Source organism: Mesorhizobium sp. URHB0026 (assembly GCF_054059755.1).
On sequence record NZ_JBSSCN010000001.1, the window covers coordinates 2,431,949 to 2,448,747 of the forward strand.

16 protein-coding genes and 1 pseudogene are annotated in these 16,799 nt (G+C 62.6%); 13 read left to right on the forward strand and 4 right to left on the reverse strand.

The window, feature by feature from the left end; all coding sequences use genetic code 11:
• Window positions 1-6 precede the first annotated feature (6 nt).
• From ACVWWD_RS12135 to ACVWWD_RS12160, 6 genes and pseudogenes are all read left to right on the forward strand, one after another.
• Window positions 7-1,215, forward strand: coding sequence for an acetyl-CoA C-acetyltransferase (locus tag ACVWWD_RS12135; RefSeq protein ID WP_352563209.1), 1,209 nt, complete (start codon window positions 7-9; stop codon window positions 1,213-1,215).
• 13 nt (window positions 1,216-1,228) lie between these two features.
• Window positions 1,229-3,450 (forward strand): annotated as a pseudogene (locus ACVWWD_RS12140) (3-hydroxyacyl-CoA dehydrogenase NAD-binding domain-containing protein).
• A 9-nt stretch (window positions 3,451-3,459) separates the two neighbouring features.
• Complete coding sequence (locus tag ACVWWD_RS12145; RefSeq protein ID WP_352549936.1) at window positions 3,460-4,005, forward strand: thioesterase family protein; 546 nt, start codon at window positions 3,460-3,462, stop codon at window positions 4,003-4,005.
• Window positions 4,006-4,087: 82 nt separating this feature from the next.
• Window positions 4,088-4,393, forward strand: a complete 306-nt coding sequence (locus ACVWWD_RS12150; RefSeq protein ID WP_457103080.1) for a hypothetical protein — start codon at window positions 4,088-4,090, stop codon at window positions 4,391-4,393.
• Between the two features lie 138 nt (window positions 4,394-4,531).
• The gene (locus ACVWWD_RS12155) at window positions 4,532-5,167 is read left to right on the forward strand and encodes a S24 family peptidase (protein WP_352549938.1); all 636 of its coding nucleotides are present in this window, start codon (window positions 4,532-4,534) and stop codon (window positions 5,165-5,167) included.
• Between the two features lie 9 nt (window positions 5,168-5,176).
• A complete protein-coding gene (locus ACVWWD_RS12160) occupies window positions 5,177-6,031 on the forward strand; it encodes a thermonuclease family protein (RefSeq protein ID WP_457103081.1) in 855 nt (284 codons plus the stop codon).
• Here ACVWWD_RS12160 and ACVWWD_RS12165 read toward each other — a convergent pair.
• A complete protein-coding gene (locus ACVWWD_RS12165) occupies window positions 5,997-7,643 on the reverse strand; it encodes a lysine--tRNA ligase (protein ID WP_352547210.1) in 1,647 nt (548 codons plus the stop codon). The genes ACVWWD_RS12160 and ACVWWD_RS12165 overlap by 35 nt on opposite strands.
• Window positions 7,644-7,802: 159 nt before the next feature.
• On the opposite strand from ACVWWD_RS12165, the gene ACVWWD_RS12170 reads away from it, so the two are divergent.
• Complete coding sequence (locus ACVWWD_RS12170; RefSeq protein ID WP_352547212.1) at window positions 7,803-8,216, forward strand: tellurite resistance TerB family protein; 414 nt, start codon at window positions 7,803-7,805, stop codon at window positions 8,214-8,216.
• 39 nt (window positions 8,217-8,255) lie between these two features.
• Here the strand turns inward: ACVWWD_RS12170 and ACVWWD_RS12175 are convergent, their stop codons facing one another.
• A complete protein-coding gene (locus ACVWWD_RS12175) occupies window positions 8,256-9,107 on the reverse strand; it encodes a transporter substrate-binding domain-containing protein (protein ID WP_457103082.1) in 852 nt (283 codons plus the stop codon).
• A 259-nt stretch (window positions 9,108-9,366) separates the two neighbouring features.
• On the opposite strand from ACVWWD_RS12175, the gene ACVWWD_RS12180 reads away from it, so the two are divergent.
• The 3 genes from ACVWWD_RS12180 (at window position 9,367) to ACVWWD_RS12190 (ending at window position 11,581) form a co-directional block, all read left to right on the forward strand.
• The gene (locus ACVWWD_RS12180; RefSeq protein WP_352547215.1) at window positions 9,367-10,098 is read left to right on the forward strand and encodes a helix-turn-helix transcriptional regulator; all 732 of its coding nucleotides are present in this window, start codon (window positions 9,367-9,369) and stop codon (window positions 10,096-10,098) included.
• Between the two features lie 98 nt (window positions 10,099-10,196).
• Window positions 10,197-10,835, forward strand: a complete 639-nt coding sequence (locus ACVWWD_RS12185; RefSeq protein ID WP_352547216.1) for an acyl-homoserine-lactone synthase — start codon at window positions 10,197-10,199, stop codon at window positions 10,833-10,835.
• Window positions 10,832-11,581 (forward strand): enoyl-CoA hydratase-related protein, encoded by a 750-nt coding sequence (locus tag ACVWWD_RS12190; RefSeq protein WP_352547217.1) that lies wholly within the window; start codon window positions 10,832-10,834, stop codon window positions 11,579-11,581. Before ACVWWD_RS12185 ends, ACVWWD_RS12190 begins: the two co-directional genes overlap by 4 nt.
• Before the next feature lie 52 nt (window positions 11,582-11,633).
• Here ACVWWD_RS12190 and ppk2 read toward each other — a convergent pair whose 3' ends face one another.
• Window positions 11,634-12,542: a polyphosphate kinase 2 gene (ppk2, locus tag ACVWWD_RS12195; protein ID WP_352547218.1), complete on the reverse strand. Its 909-nt coding sequence runs from the start codon at window positions 12,540-12,542 to the stop codon at window positions 11,634-11,636.
• A 155-nt stretch (window positions 12,543-12,697) separates the two neighbouring features.
• Here ppk2 and ACVWWD_RS12200 point away from each other — a divergent pair, with 155 nt between their 5' ends.
• The 3 genes from ACVWWD_RS12200 to ACVWWD_RS12210 all read left to right on the forward strand — a co-directional run bounded on the left by ACVWWD_RS12200 (window position 12,698) and on the right by ACVWWD_RS12210 (window position 15,908).
• Window positions 12,698-13,963, forward strand: a complete 1,266-nt coding sequence (locus ACVWWD_RS12200; protein WP_023795385.1) for an ATP-binding protein — start codon at window positions 12,698-12,700, stop codon at window positions 13,961-13,963.
• Window positions 13,964-14,077: 114 nt separating this feature from the next.
• Entirely contained in the window at window positions 14,078-14,803 is a 726-nt protein-coding gene (gene phoU, locus ACVWWD_RS12205) for a phosphate signaling complex protein PhoU (protein WP_015319295.1), read from the forward strand.
• Window positions 14,804-14,900: 97 nt separating this feature from the next.
• Complete coding sequence (locus ACVWWD_RS12210) at window positions 14,901-15,908, forward strand: magnesium and cobalt transport protein CorA (RefSeq protein ID WP_023783468.1); 1,008 nt, start codon at window positions 14,901-14,903, stop codon at window positions 15,906-15,908.
• A gap of 73 nt (window positions 15,909-15,981) precedes the next feature.
• Here the strand turns inward: ACVWWD_RS12210 and ACVWWD_RS12215 are convergent, their stop codons facing one another.
• Window positions 15,982-16,500: a GcrA family cell cycle regulator gene (locus tag ACVWWD_RS12215; RefSeq protein ID WP_352547220.1), complete on the reverse strand. Its 519-nt coding sequence runs from the start codon at window positions 16,498-16,500 to the stop codon at window positions 15,982-15,984.
• Window positions 16,501-16,799: the final 299 nt, after the last annotated feature.

Here is a 16,799-nt window from a genome sequence, read left to right on the forward strand (position 1 = left end):
ATGAAAATGACCGAAGCTTATGTCTATGACGCCGTGCGTACGCCGCGCGGCAAGGGCAAGAAGGACGGATCGCTGCACGAAGTGCCGGCGGTGCGGCTCGCCGCCAGGACGCTCGAGGCCCTGCGCGACCGCAACGGGCTGGACACTGCAAACGTCGACGACATCATCTTCGGCTGCGTCGACCCGGTCGGCGAGGCGGGTTCCGTCATACCGCGCGCCGCAGCCTTCGAGGCCGGCTACGACACCAAGGCACCTGGCATGCAGATCTCGCGCTTCTGCGCCTCTGGCTTGGACGCCATCAATTTCGGCGCCGCCAAGATCGCGCAAGGCGCCGATGAAATCGTCATTGCCGGCGGCGTCGAATCCATGTCGCGCGTCGGCATGGGCATGTCCGGCGGCGCCTGGTTCATGGACCCCTCGGTGGGCCTGCCCGGCTGGTTCGTGCCGCAAGGCATTTCGGCCGACCTGATCGCCACCAAATACGGCTTCTCGCGCGATGACGTCGACGCTTACGCGGTCGAGAGCCAGAAGCGCGCCGCGAGATCCTGGGCCGATGGCCGCTTCAAGAACTCGGTCATCCCGATCAAGGACCAGAACGGTCTCACCATTCTCGACCATGACGAGCATATGCGGCCGTCGACCGACATGCAGTCGCTCGCCTCGCTCAACCCGTCCTTCGTCATGCCCGGTGAAATGGGCGGCTTCGACGCGGTGGCGGTGCAGAAGCATCCGGAGGTCGAGGAGGTCAACCACGTCCACCACGCCGGCAACTCGTCCGGCATCGTCGATGGCGCGGCGGCCGTGCTGCTCGGCTCGAAGAAGGCCGGCAAGGCGATGGGTCTCAAGCCGCGCGCGCGCATCCGCACCTTCGCCAACATCGGCTCCGAGCCGGTGCTGATGCTGACCGGCCCGGTCGACGTCACCGAAAAACTGTTGAAGCGCGCAAAGATGAAGCTGTCGGACATCGACCTGTTCGAGCTCAATGAGGCCTTCGCCTCGGTGGTGCTGCGCTACATGCAGGCCTTCGAGATCCCGCACGACAAAATCAATGTCAATGGCGGTGCCATCGCCATGGGCCATCCACTCGGCGCCACCGGCGCGATGATCTTTGGCACGGTGCTGGACGAACTCGAGCGTCGTGACTTGACCACCGCGCTGGTCACCCTGTGCATCGGTGCCGGCATGGGTACCGCAACCATCATCGAACGCGTCTGACGGGGAGAGAACGATGAGCTACACCAATTTCACTCTCGACATCGACGCCGATGGCATCGCGTTGGTCACCTGGAACAGCCCGGACCGCTCGATGAACGTCTTCACCGAAGAGGTGATGCGCGAGTTGAATGCCATCGTCGACAAGGTGGCCGGCGACGCCGCCATCAAGGGCGCGGTGATCACCTCCGGCAAGGACACCTTCTCCGGCGGCGCCGACATCACCCTCTTGCAGAAGATGCTGACCACCTTCGCCACGGACAAGGCCAAGGATGTCGAAAAAGCGACCAAGGCGCTGTTCGACAACGCCGGCATCATGACCGGCCTGTTCCGCAAGCTGGAGACCTGCGGCAAGCCATGGGTCTCGGCGATCAACGGCACCTGCATGGGCGGCGCCTTCGAAATGTCGCTCGCCTGCCATGGCCGCGTCGCGGCCGACTCCGACAAGGTCAGGATGGCACTGCCCGAGGTGAAGATCGGCATCTTCCCCGGTGCCGGTGGCACCCAGCGTGTGCCGCGGCTGACCGACCAGCAGCAGGCTTTACAAATGCTGACCTCCGGCCAGACCCTGTCGCCGCAGAAGGCGAAGGCGATGGGCCTGATCCATGAGATCGCCGAACCCGCCAAGCTGGTCGAGACCGGCAAGGCAATGATCAGGAACGGCCTCAAGCCGGTGGCGCTGTGGGACGAGAAAGGTTTCAAGCTGCCCGGCGGCCCAATCTATTCGGCGGCGGGCGCCAATCTGTGGCCGCCGGCCATCGCCATCCTGCGCCGCGAGACCCATGGCAATTACCCCGCCGCCGCGGCGATCCTGAAATGCGTCTATGAGGGCCTTCTGGTGCCCTTCGACACGGCGCTCAGGATCGAGCAGCGCTATTTCACCGAGATCATGCAGACCAAGGAAGCGGCGGCGATGATCCGCTCGCTGTTCGTGTCGCTGCAGGAACTGAACAAGGGCGCACGCCGCCCGGCCGGCGTGCCGGACACCAAGTTCAAGAAGATCGGCATCCTTGGCGCTGGCTTCATGGGCGCGGGCATCGCCTATGTCACCGCCAAGGCCGGCATTCCGGTGGTGCTGCTCGACCGGGACATGGAGGCGGCCGCAAAGGGCAAGGCGCATTCCGATGGCCTGATCTCGGATCAGGTCAAGAAGGGTCGTGCCAAGCCCGAGGACAAGGACAAGCTCTTGTCTCTGATCACGCCGACGGCAGACTATGCCGACCTCGCCGGCTGTGATCTCGTTGTGGAAGCCGTGTTCGAGGATTCCGCCGTCAAGAAGGCCGCTACCGAACAGGCGGAAGCCGTGTTGAAATCGTCGGCGATCTTCGCCTCGAACACCTCGACCATTCCGATCACCGGCCTCGCCAGGAATTCGGCGCGGCCGAAGAATTTCATCGGTATCCACTTCTTCTCGCCGGTCGACAAGATGATGCTGGTCGAGATCATCCTTGGCAAGAAAACCGGCGACAAGGCCCTTGCCACCGCGATCGACTTCGTGCGGGCCATCAAGAAGACCCCGATCGTCGTCAACGACACGCGCGGCTTCTACGTCAATCGCTGCGTGCTGCGCTACATGTCGGAAGCCTACAAGATGCTGATCGAAGGCGTGCCCGCGCCGATGATCGAGAATGCGGCCAAGGCCGCCGGCATGCCGGTCGGTCCCTTGGCGCTGACCGATGAGACGGCCATCGACCTTGCCCAGAAGATCATGAAGCAGACCATCAGGGATCTCGGCGAAAAGGCCGTCGACCCCAGGCAGATGGCGCTGATCAACACCATGGTCGACGATCATGGCCGTTTCGGCCGCAAGAACGGCAAGGGTTTTTTTACGACTACCCGGCCAAGCCGGCCAAGAAGAAGCTGTGGCCCGGCCTCAAGGACCTTTATCCGCAGCTCGCGGCCGAGAAGGTCGACTATGAGGAGCTGCAGCAGCGCCTGCTGGTCACCATCGCGCTCGAAGCGGCGCGCGTGATGGAAGAGGGCATCGTCACCGATCCACGCGAGGCCGATGTCGGCTCGATCCTGGCCTTCGGGTTCGCGCCCTACACCGGCGGCGCGCTGTCCTATATCGACGGCATCGGCGCCAAACGATTCGTCAAGATCGCCAAGGCGCTGCAGAAGAAGTATGGCGCCGAGTTCAAGGCGCCCAAGCTGCTCCTCGACATGGCCGAGAAAGGTGAGACCTTCTACGAACGCTTCGATCCCTATGCCAAGGGCGATGTGAAGCAGGCAGCCTGACAGAGCGTCATGTATGTCTGGGCGCGCATGACGCGCATGCTGGCCACGGCGCGAAGCCGTGGCCCTTACGTGATGGGCGGTGAAGGTCGGCTGGCCTTTCGCTGCCTGCCGACCGACATCGACTTCAACGCCCATCTCAACAATGCGCGCTACATGATGCTGGCCGACCTTGGCCGCGTCGACCTGTTTGTCCGCGCCGGCCTCATCACGCTGGCGAGGAATAATGGCTGGGCGCCGATGATGGGCGGGCTGCAGGCCGTCTACGCCCGCGAGATCCGGCTGTGGCGCCGCTTCGAAGTGGTGTCCTCGATCGAGACCTGGGAAGGCACCCAGGTCATCGGCAAGCACCGCTTCGTCCTCGACAATGGTGAGACCGCCGCCCTGGTCCTGACCACGGCCGGTGTCTACGACCGCAAGGCGCGCCGCTTCCTCGACATTGACGCGGTTGTCGCCGCACTTGGCCTTGCGGTGAACCCGCGGCCACCGACCGAGGCGGAACGCATTTTCATGACGTCGCACCAGGGACTGCGCGGCCTAGCCAAATCGTCCGGCTGATCAACCCGATCGACTTTCCCAAACCAAGCACGGGTGGTACATTAGGTATCGCTAACATGATGTTGGCGGAGGAGTAATCATCATGCGTATGATGCTGAGAGTTTCCATCGCGGCCGAGGAAGGCAATAAGGCGATCAAGGACGGCAGCATGGGCAAGGTCATCGAGCAAACCTTGTCCGATCTCAAGCCGGAGGCCACCTATTTTACCGCTGAGGGTGGTTGGCGGACGGCCTACCTTTTCCTGGAGGTAAAGGACAGTTCGGACATGCCCTATGTCGCCGAGCGGTTCTTCTTCGCTTTCAATGCCACCGTCGAGCTGATCCCCGTGATGAACGTCGACGAGCTCAAGAAAGGCCTCCCGAGGGCGATGGCGGTATTAGCCGGATAGCGGCTTCGGCCATGACACTGTGCCGTCGTTGCGGCACACAGTTTTGTTCGTGATCCATCGGCCGCGCTGGTGGACAACGCAGCGGTTGCGCGTTAGACAGGAAGAGGCATTTTTTCCTGTTTCGAAGGAGAGCACGTCATGCTCTCGCACGACCGAGTCTGGGCTGCCATCGATGCTCTTGCCGAGCGCTATTCGCTTTCGGCTTCGGGTCTGGCAAGGCGCGCGGGACTTGATTCAACCGCCTTCAACAAATCGAAACGCCTCTCGTCCGACGGCCGGCCGCGCTGGCCTTCGACCGAATCGCTGGCCAAGATCATCGAGGCGACGGGCGCTTCGCTGGACGAATTCACCGGGCTGATCGAAGGCCGTGGCACATCGCCCGCCAGCCGGCGCGCGGTGCCGTTGCTAGGCTTTGCCCAGGCCGGCGACGGCGGCTTCTTCGACGATGCCGGCTTTCCGGCGGGGCAGGGCTGGGATCTCGTCGAATTGCCGGCGCAATCGACCGAAAGTTCCTATGCGCTGCAGGTCCAGGGCGATTCCATGCTGCCGCTCTACCGCAACGGCGACGTCCTCATCGTCGAGCCGGGTGCGGCCACCCGCAAAGGCGATCGCGTGGTCGTCAAGACCACATCGGGCGAGGTGATGGCCAAGGTGCTCGAGCGCCAGACAGTCAAGTCGATCGCGCTGGTCTCGCTCAATCCGGAGCATCCGGACCGCGACATCCCCATGCGCGAGGTCGAGTGGGTGGCGCGGATCGTCTGGGCAAGCCAATAGGTGCAACGGGTGCGACTTCCTCATCTTGTCCTGGCGGTTTTGACGGTCCCGGCGATGGCGGCGCTGGTCGTTGCCGGCGGGCGCACGTTGAAAGGCAGCGAAAGCACTGTTGCGGTGGATCAGATCGATCCCAGCGCCGACACTACCGCTGAGGCAGATAGGGATGCGACGCCCGAGGAACCGTCCACCTCAGCAATTCGTGCACCCGCGCAACCGCCAAAGCCGGCGGTGCATTCGCGGGCGATCGACCCGGACGTGGTCGCGCCGCCGGAACTGCCCACCGGCGACCTCGAGCGGGTCGAGCCCCGTGCGCCGTTGAGCAAGCTGGCGCTCGCCGTGCCGCCCAAGCCGAAAATGCCCGACGACTGGAACGGCACGAAGCTGTTCCAGCCGGTCGCTCCGGCCGCCGGCCTGATCGAGGCGAAGGGCTATTCGGTCGCGATCTCCGGCATCGACGTCGTCAGGCAGGACGAGACCTGCACCACCGACGGCAAATCCTGGCCGTGCGGTATCCGCGCGCGTACGGCATTCCGTGCCTTCCTGCGCGGCCGTGCGGTGGTTTGCACGGTGCCGCCTGAAGGCGGACGCGACCGGGTCGCGGCGGAGTGCCGGATCGGCAAGCATGATGTCGGTCAATGGCTGGTCGAGAACGGCTGGGCGCGTGCCGCCAAGGACGGGCCCTATGTCGAGGCCGGTGACAAGGCACAAAGCGCCAAGAAAGGCATTTTCGGGTCGGCGCCGAATCTTGCCGGCATCTCGGCGGTGCCGGCCGCACCCGCCCCGGCGCCCCAGGCGCCGGGTTCGATCCTGGAGGAGGACGGCGGCGTCCTCAAGCCAGCTGACCAGCCAGCGCCTTCTGAATGAGCGAGCGGGTCTCCGCGACGCCATAGAGCGCGGCAAACGAACCGAAGCGAGGGCCACGCTCCTGGCCGATCAGCACCTGGTAGATCATCTGGAAGAAGGCGCCTGAAACACCCGGGCCACCTTCCGGACTTTGCTTGGAATGATCCTGGTAGCGTTCGATCTTGCGCGCCACGTTGAGCGAAGCGTTCTGGATCGCTTCGCTGCTGGCGCCCGCCGGCAAGTCGCCAAGTGCCTTTTCCAGGCCCACCAGCGCTTCGCGCTCGACCTCGTCGGCCGGGCGAAAGGTTTTCGACGGCCTCACGAAATCGTCGAAATAGCGGATCGCATAGCCCATCAGCCGGTCGAGCTCGGGATGGGTCGCCGGAGTCACGCCCGCGACATGGCGCGAGATGAAACCCCACAGCACATCCTTGTTCTGCGCATTGGAGGCGCTGACAAGGTTGAGCAGCAACGAGAACGGCACCGGCATGTCGACGGCGGGCGGGTTGCCGTCATGCATATGCCAGACCGGATTACCCAGCCGCTCCTTCCACTCCTGGCGGGGATAGGCGGCGAGGAAGGTGTAATATTCGTCCACGGCCCGCGGGATGACGTCGAAATAGAGTTTCTTGGCCTGCCTCGGGCGCTGGTACATGTAGAGCCCCAGGCTCTCGGTCGGCGCATAGGTCAGCCATTCGTCAATGGTCAGGCCGTTGCCTTTCGACTTGGAGATCTTCTGGCCATTCTCATCGAGGAACAGTTCGTAGACGAAATGCTCCGGCGCCCGCCCGCCCAGTATGTTGCAGATGCGGTCATAGACCACTGCATTGGTCTGATGGTCCTTGCCGAACATCTCAAAATCGACGCCGAGTGCCGCCCAGCGCATGCCGAAATCCGGCTTCCACTGCAGCTTCACGCGGCCGCCGGTGACCGGCAGCGTGGTTTCGGTGCCATCATCGTCGAAGGTGATGGTGCCGGCCTTGGCGTCGACTTGCTTCATGGGAACGTAAAGCACGCGCCCACTCTTTGGCGAGATCGGCAGGAAGGGGCTGTAGGTCGCCTGCCGCTCAGGTCCGAGCGTCGGCAGCATGACCGCCATGATCTGGTCGTAGCGTTCGGCGGCGCGCAACAGCATCGCGTCGAAACGGCCTGACTTGTAGTACTGCGTCGCGCTGGCGAATTCGTAATCGAAGCCGAACGTGTCGAGGAAGCGGCAGAGCATCGCATTGTTATGGTCGGCGAAGCTCGCATAGTCGCCGCCGAAGGGGTTAGGCACCGATGACAGTGGCTTGTGCAGATATGGCTCGAGCGCTGCGCGATCCGGCACGCTGTCGGGTATCTTGCGCATGCCGTCCATGTCGTCGGAAAAGCACAGCAGCTTGGTTGCGACCTTGTCCTGCGTCAGCACGCGGAACGCATGGCGCACCATCGAGGTGCGGGCCACTTCGCCGAACGTGCCGATATGCGGCAGGCCCGACGGTCCATAGCCGGTCTCGAACAGGATCGTTTCGGGGAAGTCGGCGCCCTTGTAGCGCTCGATGATCTTTTTGGCTTCCTCGAACGGCCATGCCTTGCTCTCGGCCGCGGCCGTCAGCAGTTCGGGATTGAGATCGATGATGTTTGATCCCGCCATGTCACAGTTTTCCAGATTGTATCCCGGCAATAGCCGCAAAAGTGCATTTTCAACCGGTCTCTAGGCGTGCGTGGCCGGAGCGTCAACGCGTCGGGCGCTTTTTCCTTGCCGCCTCAGGCTCCCCTTCCTACGTTCGGGGCCCCGTTCAAGGAGTAAAGAATGCTTTCGCCCACCCCGCACGAAGCCCTGATCTATCTGATGGTCATCACTTCGGCCTCCGACCGGGACATGACCGATGTCGAACTGGCCAGGATCGGCGAGGTTGTCCGCTCGTGGCCGGTGTTTGAGGATTTCAAGCAGGACCGCCTGGTTGCCGTGGCGCAGGCCTGCCAGAAGATGCTGCATGAGAAGGGTGGGCTCGAAGGTGTCCTGACCCAGGTCTCGGAGGCGCTGCCGGACCGGTTGCGCGACACTGCCTATGCCGCGGCTTTCGAAGTGGCCGCCGTCGATCTGGAGATGCGGCTGGAGGAAGTGCGGGTGCTGCAGTTGATCCGTCGTAAGCTCGATCTCGACACGCTGACCGTGGCGGCCATCGGCCGTGCGGCCAAGGCAAGGCTGCGAACTCTGACCTGACGAGGTTACCGTCGGATCAGAAAAGCTGACCGGACCGGATCAGAAGAAACTGACCGGGAAATAGCGCAGGTAGAATTCGGCAAAGGTGCCTTTCATTGAAATCTCTTGCAGAGCGTAGTCGAGGGCCGCGGCCAGCGCCGGATTGTCCGCTCGCGTTGCGATCGCCATGCCGGTGCCCAGATATTCGGGCGCCAGGTAGGGGCCGCCGGCAAAGCGGCAGCAGCCGGCGGCATCGGAGCCGCCGAGCCAGAAGGCGAAGCGCATGCCATCGCCGAAGGCCGCGTCGATCTTGCCGGCCTTGAGGTTGCCAAATAGGTCTTCCGGCTTGTCGAAGGGGACGACCTGGACCGTGCCGAAATAGTCGCGCAGCATGCGTTCATGGGCCGAGCCAGATATCACGCCGACGCGCTTGCCGTGCAATTTGTCGAAGAGCGGTTCCGCCAGCGCCTTGTTCTTCGGAGTGATGAAGCGCGCCGGGAACTGCAGGTAAGCGCGCGAGAAGGCGTATGTCTGGCGCGACTGTGGCGTTGGGGCAATGCCGGCGATAACAGCTTCTCCTTCGCCCCTCTCAAGGGCGCCTTGAAGCTCCGCCCAGGGCAAGGCCTGGATCTGACATTTGTCGACGATGCCGAGTTCCACGCAGATAGCGCGGGCCAGGTCGATATGGAAACCGGACAGCTTCCCCGCGCCGTCGAGAAAATTGAAGGGCGGAAAATCCGTGGTCGTCAGGAACCGCAGCCGCGGCTGCGCCGCAAGGTCCGGCTTGGGAAGCCGCTCCTTGGCATCCCACAACACCGGCACCTGCGGCTCCGCCGCGCCCGCGCCGGAAACCCATGACAATGCGGCGATGAGCGCCGCTGCCAGGACATGGGACCTCCATTGGAACGCCACGATAGAACTCCGCCGCACCCGTGCTCGTGCCGGTTTTGGTACGAAAACGGTACGGGCACAATGCTTTTTGATTTCAACGCTTCGATTTCAGGATATGGTTCGGCCGGTTTGCAAACAGCGGTGGCTGCCCTGGTGGGAATACCAGGGTCGAGAACCACAACCGGAAGCGGGCGCTTTGCAATCCGTGGTCGGTGGCGAAGTGCCGGGAAGGCGCGGACCATGGACTTAATGCATGAGGCAACATGGGGTTGATGTTGCGATGGGTCAGTTCGATCGAACGCTGGAATACATAGACCAACTGCAGCACGCCGGAACGGCGGCCGCGGTCTGCGAGAAACTGTTGGGCGTAACATCGGAGTTCGGCCTGACCGCGCTGATGGCCGGAACCGTTCCGCAGCCGGGCACACCGACGGGCCAGCAGAAGCAGCATGTGCTGCTCTGCGACTGGCCGGTCGAATGGCTCGAGCGCTACGTGATGCGCAACTATGTCGATCACGATCCCGTCGTCAGTCACATGAAACAGCTGCAAGCGCCGTTCCAGTGGCGGGAAGCCGCCCAGGGCGTCCGCATCGACAAGAGCAGCGGCGAAGTGATGGGTGACGCCGGCGCCTTCAAGTTGCGCGACGGGCTGGCCTTTCCCTTGATCACGCTCGACGGCGAAATCGTCATGGTGTCGCTGGGGGGCGAGGCCGTGGAACTGTCGGCGGCCGAGTTCGGCCTGGTCTCCCTGGTCTCGACCTATGCCGTCGGCCGCGCCATGCAACTCCACACCATGGCGACCACGACGATCGACCACATCGAGCTGACGCCGCGCGAACGCGAATGCCTGCAATGGGCTGCCGTCGGCAAGTCCGAATGGGAGATTTCCCAAATCCTCGGCATCTCCGAGCACACGTCGGAGAAACATCTTCTTAACGCCAAAAGCAAACTCGGTGCCGTCAACCGGGTCCAGGCAGTCGCCGAGGCGATAAGGCGCGGCTACATTAGCTAGGTCGGCCGTGCAGGCCTAGAACTTCTCGCCTACGTGATCACGCAATTTTCGCATCAAAGCACGGCCGTATCTTCCCCTGAATCACAGGAGACTACGGAATGCTTTTTTGTCTTACGACCCAAGAATTGATGGAACGTCCCGACCTTTGGGAGGCCGTCCATCGGCTGCGCTACCGGATATTCGTCGAGGAGATGGGGTGGGAGGACCTTCGGCGCCCCGACGGATTTGAGGTCGACCAGTTCGATCATGAGGAGGCGGTGCATCAGATCGTCATCAGGGGCAATGGAGTCGCGGGCTATCAGAGGATGTTGCCGACCACACGGCCGCATTTGTTGACCGAGGTGTTGACCGATCTCTCCGAAGGAACGCCGCCGGCGGGTCCCAACATCTGGGAGTTGACCCGCTATGCGGTGGCTCCGGGTTATCGCGACGGCCGGCGCGGCGTCTCGACCGTCGGCACGGAATTGATAGCCGGTTTCGTCGAGTGGGGTCTGAAGCGCGGCGTCGACAAGGTGATCATCGAGTTCGAGCCGATGTGGGTGCTGCGCGCATTGCAACTGCACTTCCTGGCGACGCCGCTCGGCTATCAGCGCACCTATGGCAGCCAACAGGTCGTGGCGACGCTGCTCACCTTCAACGAACACACGCTGGACGTGGTGCGTTCGCGCCGCAATCATCATGCACCCGTCCTGGCCAGGGGATATCCCGACATGTTCGGTCAAAGGAGGGCGTCATGAACGCGCACCCGCAACCCAAACTGCGCGGCCACACGCTGATCGTCACCGTGTCGTCGAATGACGGCCGGCCGGTGCTCGACCGGAGGGCCTATGAGAGCCTTGCCAGGACGTTCCATGAAGCTGCCGAGAATGACCAGGTGCGGGTCGTCGTGCTGCGCGGCCTAGCGGGCTGCTTCTGCCTTGGCGGTGACTTTTCCGAATTCCTGGATGCCGCCAAGCACCAGAAGCTGATCGCCGCCGTCACCGACATGTTCCGCATGCTGGCGACGTTTCCAAAGCCGATCCTGGCCTGTGTCGACGGCGATGCCGTCGGCGTCGGCTGCACCATCCTGTTCCATTGCGACATGGTGATCGCGTCTGAAAAAAGCACGTTCCGGGTGCCGTTCGTCGATTTCGGCCTGGTGCCGGACGCGGCAACCAGCATCCTGGCGCCGCAGAAGCTCGGTTATGCCGGTGCTTTCCGCTTCTTCTGTCTCGGCGACACGCTTTGTGCCGAAGACGCCAGGGCGCTCGGCCTCGTCGCCGAGATCGTCGCGGAAGGCAGCGTCGAGGAAGCGGCGCTTGGCCGAGCCAGGCAGTTGGCAAAGAAGCCGGTTGCCGCTTTGCTGCAGACACGCGGCCTACTCAAGGGGAACACCGCCGCCCTATGTGAGCGCATTGATGAGGAGATATCGCTGTTCCAGCAGGCGCTGCAGGACGACGCCACGTTGCGACGGTTGCAGCGGATCGCCAGGCTGGCTGCCTGAGCCATCGCCCGGAATGCTGTGCCGCGCGGACGATCACGCGGCACAGCAGGTATCAACTTTCCTTGCCCAGGAATGACGGCCCTTCGCCGATGATCTTCTTATCTTCCTTGCCGATAACGTCGAGATCGCGCCCCTCATAGGGCAGCGACAGGAGGATGCGGCGCATCACCGCCAGCCGCGCGCGGCGCTTGTCGTTGGCCCGCACGATGATCCATGGCGCGAACTCCTTGTGGGTGCGCTCGAACATGGTGTCGCGCGCCTTGGTGTAATTGTCCCACTTGGTGATGCCGGCAATGTCGATCGGCGAGAACTTCCAGCTCTTCAGGGGGCTGTAGCGGCGATCGTGAAAGCGTTCGAGCTGCGTCTCCCTGCCGATGTTCAGCCAGAATTTGAAGAAATAGATGCCGTCATTGACGATCATTCGCTCGAAATGCGGCGTCTCGTCGAGAAACTTCTCGTGCTGTTCGGGGGTGCAAAAACCCATCACCGGCTCGACGCCGGCACGGTTGTACCAGGAGCGGTCGAAGGTGACGAATTCGCCCGCTGTCGGGAAATGGTCGGCATAGCGCTGGTAGTACCATTGCCCCAGTTCCGTCGGGGTTGGCTTGGTCAGCGCAACGTTGCGCGCCGTGCGTGGGTTGAGATACTGGCGCAGCACGAATATCGTGCCGCCCTTGCCGGCAGCGTCACGACCCTCGAACAGCGCCATCATCCGCTTGCCGGTCGCCTGCAGCCATGCCTGCGCCTTGACGAGCTCGATCTGCAATTTCTCGAGCGTCTCGTCATACTCATCGCTCTTCATCTTCTTGTCGTAAGGATATCCGCCCGCGGTCAGCTTGTTCTCCTCGACCCAGTCCGGAAGCTCGGGATTCTCGATATCGAACTCCCGTTCCTTGCCGCCGATCCTGATTTTCAGCGGGCCTGCGCTTGGCGTTACCGAATTGTCCTTGGCTTTTTTCATGCAGACGAACCCTTCTAAGTGTCTGGACTCATGCTATTGGGAGCCACTGCAGCGCCGCGCCTCGTTTGGACGCGCAAAGGAGGCTGTAGCACTTTTGATTTGCGGTCCAGCGGAAGTTTTCGCCGCCGTGTGACCGGTGGAGGCTGGGCGCGCGAATGACCGAGCTGGGCGCAGAGCAGAAAGGCACGGGGCAAGCTGTGGCCGCTCGGCTGTGGCACAGCCGCTGGCTGCTTGCGGCCGGTGTCGTGGCGGTTCTGATCGCCTTTGGCTTCGCCGGCATTTCCGCCTACGTGCTGGTACCGGCGCTGCTCCTGCTGCCGGTGGCGGCAATATTGCCGGTCACCAGTGCCCGCCATTCCGCGGGGCATGCCGCGGTGATCGAGGCGGTTGGCTTGCAGCGCCTGTCCGGCGAATATCTGGCGGCTGCGGTCGCCGACCCGCTCATCATCTTCGACCACGCCGCCACCATCGTCCACGCCAACGCCGCCGCCTTTGCAGCCTTTGGCGGCATCGCGCCCGGCATATCGCTGCCGCTGAAATTCCGGGCGCCGGAAATGCAGGCACTGCTTGACAGTGTGCTGTCGGGCACCGTCGCCTCGGATGTCGTCGACTACACCGAGAAACTGCCTGTCGAACGGGCCTACCGGGTCAGCGCATCCTCGGTCGGGCATGGCACCGATCTTTATGTGCTGGTTTTCAAGGACCAGAGCGAGGCGCGGCGTATCGACCGCATGCGCGCCGACTTCATCGCCAATGCCAGTCACGAATTGCGCACCCCGCTAGCCTCGATCGCGGGCTTCATCGAAACGCTGCGCGGACCGGCCCGCAACGATCCGGCGGCGCGCGAGCAGTTCCTCCAGATCATGCAGAACCAGACCGGCCGCATGGCGCGCCTGATCGACGATCTCCTGTCGCTGTCACGGCTGGAGATGAAACCCTATCTGCAGCCGGGAACCGAAGTCGATCTGCGCCAGACCGTCGACAGCGTCATCGATTCGCTCGGCCCGCTCGCCCGCGAAAACAATATCGTCATCGAGCGCGATTTCGCCAAGGGGCCGCTCGATGTGCCAGGCGATCGCGACGAGCTGTTCCAAGTGTTCGAGAACCTTTTGGAAAATGCCTGCAAATACGGCCAGTCGGGCGGCCGTGTCCTGGTGTCGATCGCGCGCGGCGATGATGGTCCCGAACCTGGCATCGACGTCACGATCAGGGACTTTGGTCCCGGCATCCCCGAGGAACACATCCCGCGCATCACCGAGCGCTTCTATCGTATCGATGTCGAGACCAGCCGGACCCAGAAGGGCACGGGGCTTGGCCTGTCGATCGTCAAGCACATCCTGACGCGTCACAACGCAAGGCTGACGATCAGGTCCGAGGTCGGCAAGGGCGCCGCCTTCTCGGTCCATTTGCCGGCACACTGATACTGCCCTAGTTTTCCACGGGGCCGTTTCTTTTTTCTGTCATCCCGTTAGCGTATCAGCGGGGATTCGAGGAAACGACTCAAAGACAAGATCCCGTGGGAAGGCATTTCATCCATGCAGTCCGTTCACATTGTCAGCGCCTATGACGAGGAACTGAAATATCTTTCGAAGCGCATCGCCGCGATGGGTGGCCATGCCGAGCGTATGGTCGAGCAGGCGGTCGCCGCCCTGGTCAATGCCGATCCGGGGCTGGCCCAGAAGGTCATCCGAGACGACGCCGTCCTGGACGAGGGACAGCGTGAGATCGACGACAAGGCCATCATCATCATCGCCAGGCGTCAGCCGATGGCGACGGACCTGCGCGAGATCGTCGGCGCCATCCGCATTTCGGCCGACCTCGAGCGCGTCGGCGACCTCGGCAAGAACGTCGCCAAGCGGGTGGTTGCCGTCACCGACGGCCGGCAGCCGACCAGCCTGTTTCGCGGCCTGGAGGCTCTGGCCAATTTGGCACTGACCCAGCTGAAGGAAGTGCTCGACGTCTATGCGTCGCGCTCGGTCGACAAGATCGGCTTCGTGCGCGACCGTGACGACCAGATCGATGCCATGTACACCTCGCTGTTTCGCGAATTGCTGACCTACATGATGGAAGATCCGCGCAACATCACGCCCTGTACGCATCTGCTATTCTGCGCCAAGAATATCGAGCGGATCGGCGATCACGCCACCAACATCGCCGAGACCATCTACTACATCGTCACCGGCGACCAGATGCCCGCCGACCGGCCCAAAGGCGACAAGACCGACAAGATCGGCCTCCCCGAGGCGCTGCCGGTGAAGTGAACGCACATCCCCTCGAACGCTTGATCATATTGCGCTAGACTATCCCGAGACAAGCTTGCCGGTTCCCCAGGGAAGGCAACGCTTTCGGGAGGCTGCGATGGAATATGTCCGAGAGTTCAAATCCTCGCCGCCGACATCGGGCATCATCGCCTGCGGCGTCTATACCGCCGGGCGCCGCATCGCCGATATTCCGATCGAGGAAGCCGGCGAATGGGCCAAGAAATCGGGACATGTCGTCTGGATCGGGCTGCTTGAACCCGACCGCGAACTTCTGCTGCGCGTCAAGGCGCAGTTTCATCTGCATGAGTTGGCGATCGAGGATGCCGAGCATCCGCACCAGCGGCCAAAGATCGAGCAATATGGCGATGCGCTTTTCATCGTCGCCCGCACGGCGCAGCTGATCGACGGGCGCGTCACCTTCGGCGAGACACATCTGTTTGTCGGCTCAGGCTACATCGTCAGCGTCAGGCACGGCCCTTCGACATCCTATGCCGTCGTGCGGCAGCACTGGGAAAGCTGCCCGCACTCGCTGGCCAAGGGGGAGGATTTCGTCCTCTATGCCATTCTCGACTTCATCGTCGACAATTACATGCCCGTGCTCGAGCAGATCGAGGACGAAGTCGAGGCAATCGAGGACAAGGTCCTGCTGAAGCCGATGACCGGCCCCGACATCGAACGCCTTTACATGCTGCGCCGCGACCTCCTGCGCCTGCGGAACGCGGCATTGCCCCTGGTGGAAGTCTGTCGCCGGCTAACCAGCTCCGACCTGCCGCAGATCCATTCGGCCATGCACCCGCTGTTCCGCGACGTGACGGACCACATCCGTACTGTCCAGGAGAAGATCGACAGTCTGCGCGAGGTGCTGGCCTTTGCCTTCGAGGCCAGTCTTCTGGTCGGTCAAAGCCAGGAAACGGCGATCTCCAAGAAACTCGCCTCATGGGCGGCCATCCTAGCCGTGCCTACCGCATTCGCCGGCATCTACGGCATGAACTTTACCGACATGCCGGAGCTGAAGATGGAATATGGCTACCCGATGGTGCTGGCCACCATCGCGCTGATCTGCTGCTTCCTGTATTGGCGCTTCAGGAAGAACGGCTGGCTGTGAGGAAGTCAGTAGTCAGTAGTCAGTAGTCAGTAGTGGGAGCGGTTATTTCCGCACCACTCACTCCTCACTCCGCTTATCGGTTCCGCCGCCGCTCCGCCGCTGGCTGGAACGCCACGCGGGCATGGTATTTACAGTAGGGACCGGTTTCAGCGGCTTCGTTGCCGCAGAAGTTGAAGTCCTCCGAAAGGGGATCGCCATTCGGCCATTTGCAGGTGCGCTCGGTCAGTTCGACGAGCTGCAGATGCCGTGAGATCGGCACCACGACGTTCTCGACCGGACGGATGTAGTGCCGCGCCACCGGTTCGGCGTCGAATTGCGTCTGAAGGGCCGTCGCGCCGATCGAAGTCGTGACGTGGCGTGCCGTGCTTGCGGCGCGCGACACCGATTTCTGGACGGTCGATCCCTGCGTCACCTTCTTCTGGCGCGCCGGCGTCGCCGTTGCGCGACCGCGACCCGACAGCTTCAGCCGGTGCACCTTGCCGATGACGGCATTGCGGCTGACTCCTCCAAGCTGCGCAGCAATCTGGCTTGCGCTCAGACCCTCCGACCACAGTTTTCTCAAGAGTTCTACCCGCTCGTCAGTCCAGTTCATGACCGCGCTCCTCGTAAGCGTGCGGCAATCAGAATCCATTCCCGACCCAGCACCACTGCTGGGACAGACACCACATATATCTGGTGATTAGGTCCGCCGCACGAAATCTAGTTATTTCTCGACTACAACTACTCTATGCGCTGACTCGGTGACAAGAGTCCCAAGTGCAACACGAATCGGTTTTTTCGGTTTTCCCCAACTTGCCCGGTCGTTCATGAGCCGGCGTTGCGTCGGAGGGCTTGCCGCGCGCCACTAGGCGACGTTTTCGTTGACTTCATGGCCGAAAAACACGATAAGCC